The following is a 12,869-nucleotide window of genomic DNA, read 5'->3' as shown; positions in this document are numbered from 1 at the left end:
GTCCGAAGATTAGGACTTCATTAGTTAAATATTTAATACATTTAAAAAAAAAATTGTCCCCTTCCAATTGATTATAAAATGAAAAAAACTGCTTTATTATTTTTAGCCACGGTCTTATTCTCCTGTTCTGAGAAAAATAATAATTATAAGAAAGTCGATTTAGAAACATATTCAGAATATAAAACTATCGATACTTTATTGAGTAAAGAAAATTTATTAATTACAATGGGGCAAAATTCGAGATATCCGCAGATCAGTCAAATATTGTGCAAGAAAGATAAATCCTATTTTGTTTTTGATACAAATTGTTATTTAGAAAATGATTCTGTAATCATTGCTTACGCGCCACCATTAAAATCAGATTCAGATACTGGCAGCTTTCAGAAAAATGGTATTTGGTTTTATTCTGAACATTATGAAGATAATAAAAAAGGGAATTCTGTGTATTCAGTTTCTGATGTAGGGGCAAAACTTAGTGTTGATTCTGTACCCAAAAACTTAAAAATAAAACAACTTCCAAAATCTGAAGGTATTTACTTTTTTGAAAACAATACGCTTAAGCAAATTTCTTCTATTCAGTCTGAAGATGCTTTCTACAAACTCAATAAAAATGGATTCTACTTTTTACCCAATACAGGAAGGTTATTTGAGCATATAAAAATCAGCTCGATTGAGTAATATTCATTTTGTCCGATATAAATTTGATGTTTTTCTATAAATTTAAAACCACCATTACACCGATTATCTTAGTGTAGTTTATGGTTTTTATTTAGGAATAGTTTCTTATGTTTGACCCTAATTGCTTTAATCAAAAAATAAAACATTAAACCAAATTATGAACATAAAAATTCTCGTTCTTATAGCCGTAATACTCATTTTAATTTTAAATTATAAAAAAATCCTATCGTACATTGAATATATTAAAGAGCAAAGAGTAATCGAGTTTAAGAAGAGAACCAATCTTAATTTAGATGAACTTTACAGACTCTCTGCTCCTCCTGCACTTTTTTTATTTGGTTTAGAAAAACGTTTATTTCCAAAACCGGTTCTTTACTTTGATGCAAATAATCTGTATAGCATTACATTAAATTTACCCGTAGTTCAACATCCATTATCATCTATTACTGAGGTTCAAAGAACTGCTGTAATGATAAACGAAAAAAGGGTTTGGAAAATATTTGTAAAAGATAATGATAAGCAAAGGGTTTATAAATTTAGAACTTATCGTAATCTGAACCTCTTTTTAGAAAAAGTAAAAGAGAATCCAAATGCAATTGTAGACGATAGGTATATTTTGGGGATATTTGAGTAACACACTATATAAAAACCTAAATAAATAATTTAAAAAAAATATAATATGAGATTATCCCGAATAACATTATTGATATACACTATTTCATTATTATTGTTTTCATGCGATAGAAAAGACCCAAATAAACAAGTTGACGAAGGAACTTTAAAAGGAGAAATATATAAAAGTAGAGAAATTGGCTGGGAGATTCGAGTTCCAACTGGTTGGTCAATTGTTTCAAAAGATATCACAGAGCAACAGGAAGAAAAAGGGCAAAAAGCAATAGAAAAATCATCAGGACAAAAGATGGATTTGAAGTCTTTAAAACACTTAATTAGTTTCCAAAAAAATCAATTTAATTTGTTTGCTTCAACATCAGAGCCATTCAAAGAGGATTTTTCCGGGCAATATGAACAAACTAATAAAGATTTAAATGCATTAATTTATCAAACCTATGTTGATCAGGGTATAAAAGTAGATTCTTCATCAGGAAAAGAAATAATCCAAGGAATTAAATTCAGTACTTTTTACACTACAATTTATGCTCCGGACGGAAAAGTAATTCTTAATCAAATTTTATACAGCAAACTGATAAATGGTTATGATTTTGGTGTGAATATTAATTATAATAATGAGGAAGATAAGAAAACAATGATTGATGCCTGGAAAAAATCAAAATTTGAGAACAGATTAAAGAAACAGTAGTTTCAATTTTACTTCATCGTCCCCAACTTTTGTATAAAATCGAACTCGACATCTGACATTTCACAATTTACATTTCACAAAAAAATGATTACAAAAGCATCACTAGAAGATATTCCGGCATTAGTATCTCTAATCAACTCCGCTTACAGAGGCGAAACTTCCAAAAAAGGCTGGACAACCGAAGCCCATTTACTCGAAGGAAAAAGAACCGATGAACAAGAAATGACCGAAATTTTTCTGGATCCAAAAAATACTATTTTGAAGTTTACAGAGAATAATACGATTATCGGTTCGGTTTTATTAGTCGAAAAAGGATATCAATTGTATTTAGGAATGCTGACCGTATCGCCAGAACTTCAAAACAGCGGCATCGGGAAAAAGCTTTTGGCAGAAGCCGAAAATCAGGCGAAAGCTTTGGGATTATCGAGTATTATTATGACCGTTATTTCGGTTCGTGAGGAACTTATTGCCTGGTACAAACGCCATGGTTATGTGGATACTGGTGAGCGTGAGGCATTTCCTGAAAGTAAAATTCATGTTACGGTTTCTGATGAACCATTGGAGTTTATATTTTTAGAGAAGAAACTTTAGAGTTTTACCGCAGAGATTCGCAAAGGGTTACTCAGAGATTCGCAAATTTTTTTTTAATCTCGCAAAGGCGCAAAGTTTTTTCACGCAGATTTAAAAAAGATTTAAGCAGATTATCTTTTTTAAATCTGCTCAAATCTGCAGAATCTGCGTGAAATAAAACTTTGTGACTTCGCGGGATTTTTTTATATATAAAAACTTAAACTAATCTGTATATCAAAAACTTAGCATCTTTTCTTAATCTTTGATAAAAACTCATGAGAGACTCCAAGATACGAAGACAAATTTTTATTATTTATTTTCTGCACCTTGTGAGGATAACGCTCCTTAAAATCAAGATAACGCTGTTTGGAAGTTTTATTTAAAACATCAAGAAGGCGCTCCTGAATAGCTACATTGGCACTTTCGATCATTAGTACATGAAACTGAAAGAGTTTAGGTACTTTTGCAAATAACTGTGCTTTTTCTTCTTTATTGATGACTACTATTTCGCTATCTTCAATAGCTTTAATATTATACGTGGTGGGCTTTTGATGATAAAAACTCTGCAGGTCACACATCCATTCGTTTTCAAACGAAAAGAAAATAACACTTTCTGTTCCATTTTCGTTTAACGCGTACGTTTTAAACAGTCCTTTTAAAATAAATCCCTGATAACTGTTGTAGGAATTTTGAATTTGAAGAAATTGATTCTTTTTTAGTTTAATAAGTTGTGTTTTTGAGACAATAATGTCCCATTCCTGATCAGTGAGCGGAATTTTTCGCTCAATGCTTTTTCTTAGTAGGTTGTACATGTTTATATTTTTTTAAGTAAACGTGGTTTTTCGATGACTGTCAGATTCGGGGGAAAAAACAGTGTAATCGATTACGCAAAAGTATATTATTTGTTCTTTTTTGTAAATCAAAAATTGTTAAAAAAACCATTTAGCTTATTTTTTTTACAAAAGTTTGAACTTATTCATTTTTTTTACAAAACAATATATAGAGATTTGTACTGTTAAATATTTATAAACCCCCAAATTTACATTATGAAATTTAAATCAACATTATCCATTTTTTTAACTGCAGTAGTTTTCTGTTTTACAGCGTGTAATTCTGAAGAAATTGCTTCATCAAATGAAGCAGCAACTATTGAAGGAAACATTGAAACAGGTAGTATTTCGACATCAAAAATCGGAAATTGCTCAGAAGTACCTGGCTGGGCTTCACAAAACGGAAACACAACCGGAGGAGGTTCTGCAGCTGAAACAACTGTAACAACTTATGCACAGTTAAAATCTGCTATTGAAAGCAGTTCTGTAAAAGTTGTTAAAGTTTCCGGAACTATTACCGTTACAACACGATTATCATTACAGGATCAAACCGGAAAAACTATTTACGGAGCAAGCGGAGCAAAATTGGTTTCTAATAATCAAACTAAAGACGGTTCCGGTATTATTAACATTAAAAGATGTAAAAATCTAATTATCAGAAACTTAATTTTTGAAGGTCCTGGTGCTTATGATACAGATGGCTGGGACAATGCCATCTTAGACGACTGCCAAAACGTATGGGTTGACCACTGCGAATTTAGAGATGGTGTTGACGGAAACTTCGACATCAAAAACAAATCTGATTATATTTCGGTTACATATTCTAAATTTCATTATCTAAAAGCGCCAAAAGCTGGTGGATCAGGAGGTTCTGATGATCACAGATATTCAAATTTAATTGGTTCAAGCGATGGTGCAACAGCCGATCGTGGAAAATTAAGAATCACTTTTGCAAGATGCTGGTGGGCTCCGGGATGTAAAGAAAGAATGCCTAGAGTTCGTTTTGGAAAAGTGCATTTGGTTAACAATTTCTTCAATAGTACTGTAAGCAACAAATGTATTGCTGCCGGTGTTGAAGCTGATATTCGTATAGAAAGTAACGTTTTTGAAGGTGTAAAAACGCCAATCGATTTAATGAGTGGTTATACTGCTGTTACTGAAACCGACAATGTTTTCACGAATACAACAGGAAATAAAGCAGGTAACAAAACAGCTTTTACACCTCCTTATACTATTGTAAAACTTAATAAAACAGCTGTCAAAGCAGATATTTCTTCTAATGCAGGAGCTACTTTAGGCGGTAACATTTGCGGTTCATTCTAAGAAACCAAAATAGAAAAAATTTAGTTTCGTTTTTAACCACGGATTGCAGTTGTGCAGTTCGTGGTTTTTTTGTTTAGCTGGAAATCAAATAAGTTTCTTATGTTTATTTTACAGTTTATAGTATTTTAAGTGCTTTTTTGTTTAACGCAGGATTTTAAAAAGATTTAATCTGATGAAATAAAGCCATTTTTATCCATTAATATGTAGATAAAAAACTTTGCACGATTTTAAAATATTGTATCAGACGGAAAATACCTCTTTGAAGAAAACGTTTGAACCTTTTAATCTCAAAAGCTAAAGAACCAAATCCTCGAACAAACGCTGAATCGTTTTTTCCAGATCCTCACACATTCCGGGATGTGGCCTTGAGGTTTGAATGGCAGAACTTCGAATCGCTGTCAGCCATCTAAAACGTGACGGAATATCCATTTCTCCAATGGGTCCGCCGTCTTTGTCACCTGTTGCAATTTTCTTAAGTGCTGTTATATTGCAGTGCAATTGTTCTACATCAAAATCATTCGAAAGGGCTTGTATTTTGGCATCATCAATATGTGACAATACTTTTATAAATTTGGCTTTTTTGCAAAACAAAATGATTCCAATATTCAGGAACTCTTCGCGCTCTACCCTTGGCACCACACGAATTACGGCGTACTCATATAAGTGACTATCTTGCATTTTGAGCCTGATTTACAAAGATTTCTGAATGATTTAATCGGGTCTGCAAAAATTGTAAATACACATTTCGCAAGGCTTCAGGTGTTTCATCTGTGTCTTCCCATTGCAGCCATTCCAGCGGAATCGTATTGACTATTTCTTCAACTATTTGCGGAGTTAAAAGTGCTCTGAATTCGGCATCAACTTCTTTTAAAAGTGAAGCCTGAGGCAATAATACATGATCCTTAATTAATGCAAACGGACTTTTGGCATGCTGTTCCCAGTTATTCCAGGAATGATGAAAATACAAACACGCACCGTGATCGATCAGCCATAGTTCTTTATGCCAGATCAGCATATTGGTATTTTTAAAAGTACGGTCGACATTGGTAATATAAGCGTCCAGCCAAACAATTTGCGAAGCCAGCTTATCGTCAACGGTTGTTACGACCGGATCAAAAGTAATGGCGCCTGATAAAAAGTGAAGTGCCAGATTTAATCCCTGACTTCCCTGCAGTAAATCCTGAATCTCCTCATCGGCTTCGGTACGTCCAAAAGCTTCGTCGAGATTCGCGAAAACCAATTCCGGGAGCTGTAGTTTTAAGGCTTTTGCAATCTGCCCACCAATCAATTCGGCAATCAAAGCTTTTACACCGTGACCTGCCCCTTTAAATTTCAGGACATATTTAAAATCGTCATTAGCTTCTGCCAAAGCAGGCAAAGAACCTCCCTCGCGCAAAGGCGTGATATAACGCGTAACATTTACCGTTCTGAGATCGAAATTGTTTTTCATATAAGTACAATATATTTCATAAGCAGTATTTCCTATTCTACAAACTTAGTCTTTTAGATCATTAGATTTTTTATACTTAATCAAATTTTCGATTTCAAAATTCCCACAAAACGAATGAAAAGCATTAAAAAGCAAAAGCTCCATCAGGAGCTTTTAAAATATTAGAGTAAATTATCAAATTGACAAATTGCCACATTATCTAATTATTCCTCCACATCCTCAACATGATGTGATTTCGAATAATTACGCCATTTTTCAAGGCAATCCTGAAAGTCCTGCGGCAATTCGGTATCAAAACGCATCAGTTCTTTTGTATTCGGATGCACAAAACCAAGCGTTTTCGCATGTAAAGCCTGGCGTGGCAAAGCTTTAAAACAGTTTTCGATAAACTGTTTGTATTTGGTAAAAGTAGTTCCTTTTAAAATTAAATGACCTCCGTAACGTTCATCATTAAATAACGGATGCCCAATGTGCTTCATGTGCGCACGAATCTGATGCGTTCTACCTGTTTCCAGTTTACATGAAATCAAAGTCACATAACCAAAACGCTCCAGAACTTTATAATGTGTTATGGCAGGTTTTCCAATTTCAGGATCAGCAAAAACCGCCATTTGCATACGGTCTTTTAAATGTCTGGCCAAATTTCCTTCAATGGTTCCGCTTTCTTCAGCAACATTTCCCCAAACAAGAGCGACATATTCACGTTCCGTCGTTTTAGCTTCAAACTGTTTGGCCAAATGTGTCATGGCTGCTTCCGTTTTGGCTATAATCAAAAGTCCTGATGTATCCTTGTCAATTCTGTGAACCAGACCAGGGCGTTCACTGCTGTTCATTGGTAAATTTTCAAAATGAAATGCCAAAGCATTCACCAAAGTTCCTGTATAATTTCCATGTCCAGGATGCACTACCAATCCGGGTGGTTTATTGATAAGCAAAAGCGCCTCATCCTCATAAACGATATCCAACGGAATATCCTCCGGATCTACTCTGTTTTCAAACGGAGGATGCGATAACATCACCGTAATGATATCAAAAGGTTTTACTTTATAATTTGATTTTACCGGAATCTCATTAACAAAAACACTTCCTTCACTGGCAGCATTCTGAATTTTATTCCGGGTTGCATTCGGAATCATATTCATCAAATATTTGTCAATACGCAACAGCGCCTGACCTTTAGGCACATCAAACCTGAAATGTTCGAATAACTCGTCTTCCAGATCTAAATTTTCTTCACTATTATTGTTCATCAGCTGGGGTTTCTTCAATTGGCGCAGCAGTACTGTCTACAGCCTCACTTTCATCTACATAAGTTGCTTTTCCGTCACCTAAAACCAAATCAATTTTAGACGCTTTTAGTACACGATCACCTGCTTTCAGGTTTCTACCTTTATAACGAAGTTCCAAAACCATATCTTTTCCAAGGTTCGGGATATACGTAATCGTTCCTTCCTGAAGTCCTAACGCTTTCAGTGTTGGAACTGCTTCACGATACGTTTTATCAATTAAATCAGGAATTCGAACAGACGAAAATCCCGATGCATTAATTTTTATATATATTTTTCTTCCTACTTTTACCATCGTTCCCGGCAATGGATCCTGCTCTACTACGCTAAATTTAGGAAACTCGCTTCTATAATCAACACTATCCAAAAGCACATAATCCAGATCCAGCTCATCCAGTTTTTCTTCTACTTGTTCTTCCGTTAGTTTAGCTAAATTCGGAACTGTAATTTCATGTCCATGATCTGTTGTAAACGTTAGCCAATGCATAAACAAATAACCCAGAACCGCAATAATAGCAGCTGCACCCAACACTTGTAAAAAAAACACACGGCTCGTTAAATACTTACGTAAACTCATAAATTTATTTTTAGATGAACGCAAAGATAAAGCTATTTCGTTTGAAAAAAAATGATAATTTTGTTTTAAGCAAGAAAGTAACACGATGTTATTAATGTTGAAAACAAAGATTATTGGAATTTCAATTTTCAGAAGCTGTTTCCTGCTGTCCGCTGTATCTTTTGCGCCGAACCCCGGCACAAAAGGATGCCGCTACCATCAGGGCTAGGGCTTTTGGTTTCATAAGAGCATTTTCGTCACTATTATTGACAAAAAAGAAATTGTAAAACATGACACGAGGCTTTAGCCGAATTGGCGTAGCAAACAAAGAAAACCTGAAACCTCAAACAAAGAAAATTAACGATTAAACACATAAACACCAAAAAATGAAAAACATAGCCATCATCATGGGCGGATATTCAAGCGAATATAAAATCTCTCTAATCAGCGGAAACGTAGTAAAACAATACCTTGACAAAACAAAATACAACGGATTCCGAATTCATATTTTCAAAGAAAAATGGGTTTATGTAGACGAAAATGATGCTGAATTCCAAATTGACAGAAACGATTTTTCCGTAACTGTAAACGGCAAGAAAATCAAATTTGACTGTGTTTTCAATGCTATTCACGGTTCTCCGGGCGAAGACGGACTCATGCAGGCATATTTCGAATTGTTAGGAATTCCACAAACTTCCTGCGATTATTATCAGGCAGCTGTAACCTTCAATAAACGTGATTTATTATCCGTTCTAAAACCATACGGAATCAAAACAGCCATCTCTTATTACCTAAATAAAGGAGACGAAATCAATACAGCCGAAATCGTAAAAAAAGTAGGTTTGCCTTGCTTCGTAAAACCAAACAAAGCAGGTTCAAGTTTCGGAATTTCAAAAGTAAAAACCGAAGCTGAATTGCCAATCGCTATTGAAGTAGCCTACAAAGAAGACAACGAAATCATCATCGAAAGTTTCCTTGACGGAACTGAGGTTTCTGTTGGCGTTATCAATTACAAAGGAGAAATCATCGTTTTGCCAATTACCGAAATCGTATCAGACAATGATTTCTTTGATTACGAAGCCAAATACGAAGGAAAATCTCAGGAAATCACACCAGCGAGAATTTCAGATGAACTAACACAAAAAATAGGCGAAACCGCCAAACGAGCTTACGAAGTGTTGAAAATGAAAGGATTCTCACGAAGCGAATTCATTATCGTAAACAACGAACCGCACATGCTGGAAATGAACACCATTCCGGGATTAACAACAGAAAGCTTAATTCCGCAGCAAGCCAAAGCAGCCGGAATTTCTTTGGAGGATTTGTTTACGAATGCTATTGAGCTGGCTTTAGCGTAAGCTTGTCAAGATATTAGAGGTGCTGAAATTTTAGAATCTCAGCACCTCATTTTTTTAATAAAATGTCACACATTAATTTATGATGATTTTAGTTGGAACACGGGATTCAAACATAAAAAATGGAACAATTTTAAACGAAAAATGTCCAAAATGTAACGAAGAAAACACATTACATTTTAGTATTTACAGAAAATATATTTCTCTTACCTTAGTTCCTTTGTTTCCGGTTGGTAAAACGGTCTTTATTAATTGTAATCATTGCGATGAAAATTTAGATTACGAAGATTTAACTGAAAGTATTCAACTAAAACTGAGAAATGAAAAATTAGATGCTACACCCTGGATGTTTTTGGGTTCCATTATTTTAATTGCATTCATTATTTTTTCAATCAGTAATTATTTTGAAGAAAAGGACGAGACCAGTATTCTAATAAAAAATCCAATTGAGGGAGACGTTTATAATTTAAAGTTCTCTAACGGTTATTATTCGAACATGAGAATTGACAAAGTAACCAAAGACAGCATTTATACTACCCATAATGATTTTGAGGCCTATATGCCATACGAAATCGATGATTTGGATAAACCAGAAAATTTTTCAGATCAAAAAGTGTATTATTCCAGAAAAGATATTTTAAAACTTTATCAGGAAGATGAAATAATAAAAATAAGGCGAAAATAATAGTTTAATTTTCCAATAAAAACTCAGTAACTTAGTTCATCATAACCTTAGCACCTCAACAAATGAAAGAAATCTTTGAATGGAACAGAGTCTTATTTAACGAACTGCCGGGAGTTTTCCTTCTGGAAGTAATCTTTCGTTCAGCCGTAATGTTTACGGTTTTATTACTGACTTTAAAACTAGCCGGAAAAAGAGGCGTAAAACAATTGTCGATTTTCGAAACCGTAATTGTAATTGCTTTAGGCTCTGCAGCGGGAGATCCGATGTTTTATGAAGATGTCGGGATTGTACCGGCTATTATTGTTTTTGCCGTTATTATGATTTTGTATCGGACTGTAACCTGGCTGACCGGAAAAAGCAAAAAATTTGAAGAATTTATTGAAGGTAAAACTGAGTGCCTTATTAATGATGGGAAATTTTCTGTAACCAGTTTTAGAAAAGAGACATTGGCCCAGGATGAATTTTTCTCTGAACTTCGTGTGAAATCAATTGAACATCTGGGACAGGTTAAACACGCTTTTATAGAACCCAGCGGTGAAATAAGTGTCTTTTTTTACGAAGATAAAGAAGTAGGATACGGATTGCCGATCTTACCCGCTTTATTTACTGAAAAAAACAAAATTATTCCAAAAGAAGGAACTTACTCCTGCAGTTTCTGTGGACATACTGAAAAACAAAAACCAGGAACTGCAAAATGCAAAATCTGTCAAAAGGACGAATGGGTTGCTTCAATAAATACGTTGCGAATAACCTAGATTCAATATCAATTTCAAATATCAATTTCAATATCAAACTCAAAATTCAATAAAAAAATTGGGCTCTGTTTGCCGAAACCTGAATTTCAAAAATAAAAAAATGAGAAAAGCTATATTTCCGGGATCGTTTGATCCTATTACTCTTGGACACGAAGACATTATTAAAAGAGGAATTCCATTGTTTGATGAAATTGTAATTGCAATTGGTGTGAATGCCGAAAAAAAATATATGTTTTCACTTGAAGAAAGAAAACGTTTCATTGAAGAAACTTTCAAAGATGAGCCAAAGATTTCTGTAATTACTTACGAAGGTTTAACAATAGATTTATGTCATAAACTAAAAGCAAATTTTATTTTAAGAGGATTGCGGAACCCGGCCGATTTCGAATTCGAGAAAGCAATCGCCCACACCAACAGACGTTTATCTAAAATTGAAACCATCTTTTTACTGACCGCTGCACAAACTTCCTTTATCAGTTCAAGTATTGTTCGTGATGTATTGCGAAATAACGGTAAATATGAAATGCTGGTTCCGGATGCAGTCAGGATTAAGAAATAATTTCAATATGCAGTAAGTTTACTTTTGTTAGTGTTATTGCTTCGTTCCTGGCAATGACAAACAAAATATAAATTTGTAAACCATACAAATTAAAACTAATTTCGCCTTCTCAAACAAACACCAAACAATGAGCATCGAAAGAGAATTAAATAAACGCAGCGGATCTAAATGTGAACTTTGCGGAGCCCAAGAAAACTTAAAAGTATATACCGTTTTACCCACTCAAAAAGGCGGTATTGATGAAGCTGTATTAGCCTGTAGCACTTGTATTGACCAAATAGAAAATCCGGATAATGTCGATTTAAATCACTGGAGGTGTTTAAACGACAGCATGTGGAATGAAAATATTGCTGTTCAAGTCGTAGCTTGGAGAATGTTAAGCCGTATGCGTTCAGCTGGCTGGCCACAGGAACTGCTTGATATGATGTATTTAGACGAAGATACACTTGCATGGGCAAAAGCAACCGGTGAAGGCGAAGATGACGAAAACAAGATTATTCACCGTGACAGCAACGGTGTTATTTTAGAACATGGAGATTCTGTAGTTTTAATCAAAGATTTAAAAGTAAAAGGATCAAGTATGGTGGCCAAACAAGGAACTGCTGTTCGTAACATTCGTTTAGACCATGAAAATGCAGAATATATCGAAGGAAAAGTCGATGGTCAGCAAATTGTAATCATTACCCAATACGTTAAAAAGATATAACTAAAAAAAGTCACCCTTTTATTGTATTAACAAAAGGGTGATTTAAAAATTTGTAAAAAATCTATTTAATTAACCTTATTATAGTTTTTACATTTTTGGCAACAATACAGTATCTACTACATGTATTACACCATTTGACTGATTAACATCTGCAATGGTAACTTTCGATTTATTTCCGCTTTCATCAGAAATATACAAATCTTTCCCGTCCATCCAGGCAGTTAAAGTTCCGCCGCTAACTGTTTTAAGAGTTGCTTTTCCTTTACCCATTTTTATTGCTTTTGCAATATCCGAAGCATTCATTTTTCCTGCTACAACATGATACGTCAGGATAGTTTGTAATGTTTTGATGTTTTCAGGTTTCAATAATGTTTGAACAGTTCCTTCAGGCAGTTTGTCAAAGGCTTTGTTTGTAGGCGCAAAAACGGTAAAAGAACCTTTGCTTTGTAATGTTTCTACTAATCCCGCTGCTTTTACTGCAGCAACCAAAGTAGTGTGATCTTTTGAGTTCATCGCATTTTCAATAATATTTTTATTTGGATACATTGCTGCTCCGCCTACCATTACTGTTTTTTGAGCATTTGATGTAAATGCAAATCCTAAAGCTAAAACTGCTGTTGCTAAAAATTTTCTAGTTTTCATAATGAATGTTTTAAGTTATAAGGTCATTTACGGAGATAAACCCATTTTGGTTTTCAAAAGAAAAATACCTGATAACAAAAAATGCAAAAAACCAGCAGTAAGCCTTGTAAACAAGGCATTAATAAATTATTTTGTTTTTTATTAAATTTCTAAAGA

Annotated in this window: 16 protein-coding genes; 10 read left to right on the top strand and 6 right to left on the bottom strand. The window is 34.2% G+C overall.

The genetic code is table 11. From position 1 onward, the window contains the following. Positions 1-78: 78 nt before the first annotated feature. From BXU10_RS23300 to BXU10_RS23285, 4 genes are all read left to right on the top strand, one after another. Complete coding sequence (locus BXU10_RS23300) at positions 79-678, top strand: hypothetical protein (RefSeq protein ID WP_078229834.1); 600 nt, start codon at positions 79-81, stop codon at positions 676-678. Positions 679-835: 157 nt separating this feature from the next. Further along, complete coding sequence (locus BXU10_RS23295; RefSeq protein ID WP_078229833.1) at positions 836-1,312, top strand: hypothetical protein; 477 nt, start codon at positions 836-838, stop codon at positions 1,310-1,312. 45 nt (positions 1,313-1,357) lie between these two features. Then, positions 1,358-1,996, top strand: a complete 639-nt coding sequence (locus BXU10_RS23290) for a hypothetical protein (RefSeq protein ID WP_123922085.1) — start codon at positions 1,358-1,360, stop codon at positions 1,994-1,996. Positions 1,997-2,080: 84 nt separating this feature from the next. Beyond that, positions 2,081-2,587: a GNAT family N-acetyltransferase gene (locus BXU10_RS23285; RefSeq protein ID WP_078229831.1), complete on the top strand. Its 507-nt coding sequence runs from the start codon at positions 2,081-2,083 to the stop codon at positions 2,585-2,587. A 221-nt stretch (positions 2,588-2,808) separates the two neighbouring features. On the opposite strand, the gene BXU10_RS23280 is transcribed toward BXU10_RS23285, so the two are convergent. Further along, the gene (locus BXU10_RS23280; RefSeq protein ID WP_031455394.1) at positions 2,809-3,378 is read right to left on the bottom strand and encodes a Crp/Fnr family transcriptional regulator; all 570 of its coding nucleotides are present in this window, start codon (positions 3,376-3,378) and stop codon (positions 2,809-2,811) included. Positions 3,379-3,612: 234 nt separating this feature from the next. On the opposite strand from BXU10_RS23280, the gene BXU10_RS23275 reads away from it, so the two are divergent. Further along, the gene (locus tag BXU10_RS23275; RefSeq protein WP_078229830.1) at positions 3,613-4,719 is read left to right on the top strand and encodes a polysaccharide lyase family 1 protein; all 1,107 of its coding nucleotides are present in this window, start codon (positions 3,613-3,615) and stop codon (positions 4,717-4,719) included. 294 nt (positions 4,720-5,013) lie between these two features. On the opposite strand, the gene BXU10_RS23270 is transcribed toward BXU10_RS23275, so the two are convergent. The 4 genes from BXU10_RS23270 to BXU10_RS23255 form a co-directional block, all read right to left on the bottom strand. Continuing rightward, complete coding sequence (locus BXU10_RS23270) at positions 5,014-5,397, bottom strand: DUF3037 domain-containing protein (protein WP_031455392.1); 384 nt, start codon at positions 5,395-5,397, stop codon at positions 5,014-5,016. Continuing rightward, positions 5,387-6,169, bottom strand: coding sequence for a HipA family kinase (locus BXU10_RS23265; protein WP_078229829.1), 783 nt, complete (start codon positions 6,167-6,169; stop codon positions 5,387-5,389). The genes BXU10_RS23270 and BXU10_RS23265 overlap by 11 nt, the downstream gene beginning before the upstream one ends. 203 nt (positions 6,170-6,372) lie before the next feature. After that, a complete protein-coding gene (locus tag BXU10_RS23260) occupies positions 6,373-7,419 on the bottom strand; it encodes an RluA family pseudouridine synthase (RefSeq protein WP_078229828.1) in 1,047 nt (348 codons plus the stop codon). Further along, a complete protein-coding gene (locus BXU10_RS23255) occupies positions 7,409-8,032 on the bottom strand; it encodes a PASTA domain-containing protein (protein ID WP_078229827.1) in 624 nt (207 codons plus the stop codon). Before BXU10_RS23255 ends, BXU10_RS23260 begins: the two co-directional genes overlap by 11 nt. Before the next feature lie 365 nt (positions 8,033-8,397). Between BXU10_RS23255 and BXU10_RS23250 the strand changes: the two genes are divergently transcribed. From BXU10_RS23250 to BXU10_RS23230, 5 genes are all read left to right on the top strand, one after another. Continuing rightward, positions 8,398-9,369: a D-alanine--D-alanine ligase gene (locus tag BXU10_RS23250; RefSeq protein WP_078229826.1), complete on the top strand. Its 972-nt coding sequence runs from the start codon at positions 8,398-8,400 to the stop codon at positions 9,367-9,369. Between the two features lie 79 nt (positions 9,370-9,448). After that, entirely contained in the window at positions 9,449-10,051 is a 603-nt protein-coding gene (locus tag BXU10_RS23245) for a hypothetical protein (RefSeq protein ID WP_078229825.1), read from the top strand. Positions 10,052-10,113: 62 nt separating this feature from the next. Next, positions 10,114-10,806, top strand: a complete 693-nt coding sequence (locus BXU10_RS23240) for a DUF421 domain-containing protein (RefSeq protein WP_078229824.1) — start codon at positions 10,114-10,116, stop codon at positions 10,804-10,806. 100 nt (positions 10,807-10,906) lie between these two features. Further along, a complete protein-coding gene (gene coaD / locus BXU10_RS23235) occupies positions 10,907-11,365 on the top strand; it encodes a pantetheine-phosphate adenylyltransferase (RefSeq protein ID WP_078229823.1) in 459 nt (152 codons plus the stop codon). Between the two features lie 127 nt (positions 11,366-11,492). Continuing rightward, on the top strand, positions 11,493-12,071 hold the full coding sequence (locus BXU10_RS23230; RefSeq protein ID WP_078229822.1) for an alkylphosphonate utilization protein: 579 nt from the start codon (positions 11,493-11,495) through the stop codon (positions 12,069-12,071). An 87-nt stretch (positions 12,072-12,158) separates the two neighbouring features. Here BXU10_RS23230 and BXU10_RS23225 read toward each other — a convergent pair whose 3' ends face one another. Then, positions 12,159-12,713: a fasciclin domain-containing protein gene (locus BXU10_RS23225; protein WP_078229821.1), complete on the bottom strand. Its 555-nt coding sequence runs from the start codon at positions 12,711-12,713 to the stop codon at positions 12,159-12,161. Positions 12,714-12,869: the final 156 nt, after the last annotated feature.

It is taken from the genome of Flavobacterium sp. LM4, assembly GCF_002017935.1.
Taxonomy (GTDB): domain Bacteria; phylum Bacteroidota; class Bacteroidia; order Flavobacteriales; family Flavobacteriaceae; genus Flavobacterium; species Flavobacterium chungangense.
The sequence above is the reverse complement of the archived record's forward strand: the minus strand, read 5'-3'. Positions and strand labels throughout refer to the sequence as shown.

Coding starts and splice junctions, on each gene's coding strand:
- coaD (WP_078229823.1), top strand. CDS start 10,907: ATGAGAAAAGCTATATTTCCGGGATCGTTTGATCCTATTACTCTTGGA.
- BXU10_RS23280 (WP_031455394.1), bottom strand. CDS start 3,378: ATGTACAACCTACTAAGAAAAAGCATTGAGCGAAAAATTCCGCTCACT.
- BXU10_RS23265 (WP_078229829.1), bottom strand. CDS start 6,169: ATGAAAAACAATTTCGATCTCAGAACGGTAAATGTTACGCGTTATATC.
- BXU10_RS23255 (WP_078229827.1), bottom strand. CDS start 8,032: ATGAGTTTACGTAAGTATTTAACGAGCCGTGTGTTTTTTTTACAAGTG.
- BXU10_RS23240 (WP_078229824.1), top strand. CDS start 10,114: ATGAAAGAAATCTTTGAATGGAACAGAGTCTTATTTAACGAACTGCCG.
- BXU10_RS23285 (WP_078229831.1), top strand. CDS start 2,081: ATGATTACAAAAGCATCACTAGAAGATATTCCGGCATTAGTATCTCTA.
- BXU10_RS23245 (WP_078229825.1), top strand. CDS start 9,449: ATGATGATTTTAGTTGGAACACGGGATTCAAACATAAAAAATGGAACA.
- BXU10_RS23260 (WP_078229828.1), bottom strand. CDS start 7,419: ATGAACAATAATAGTGAAGAAAATTTAGATCTGGAAGACGAGTTATTC.
- BXU10_RS23290 (WP_123922085.1), top strand. CDS start 1,358: ATGAGATTATCCCGAATAACATTATTGATATACACTATTTCATTATTA.
- BXU10_RS23300 (WP_078229834.1), top strand. CDS start 79: ATGAAAAAAACTGCTTTATTATTTTTAGCCACGGTCTTATTCTCCTGT.
- BXU10_RS23250 (WP_078229826.1), top strand. CDS start 8,398: ATGAAAAACATAGCCATCATCATGGGCGGATATTCAAGCGAATATAAA.
- BXU10_RS23225 (WP_078229821.1), bottom strand. CDS start 12,713: ATGAAAACTAGAAAATTTTTAGCAACAGCAGTTTTAGCTTTAGGATTT.
- BXU10_RS23295 (WP_078229833.1), top strand. CDS start 836: ATGAACATAAAAATTCTCGTTCTTATAGCCGTAATACTCATTTTAATT.
- BXU10_RS23275 (WP_078229830.1), top strand. CDS start 3,613: ATGAAATTTAAATCAACATTATCCATTTTTTTAACTGCAGTAGTTTTC.
- BXU10_RS23230 (WP_078229822.1), top strand. CDS start 11,493: ATGAGCATCGAAAGAGAATTAAATAAACGCAGCGGATCTAAATGTGAA.
- BXU10_RS23270 (WP_031455392.1), bottom strand. CDS start 5,397: ATGCAAGATAGTCACTTATATGAGTACGCCGTAATTCGTGTGGTGCCA.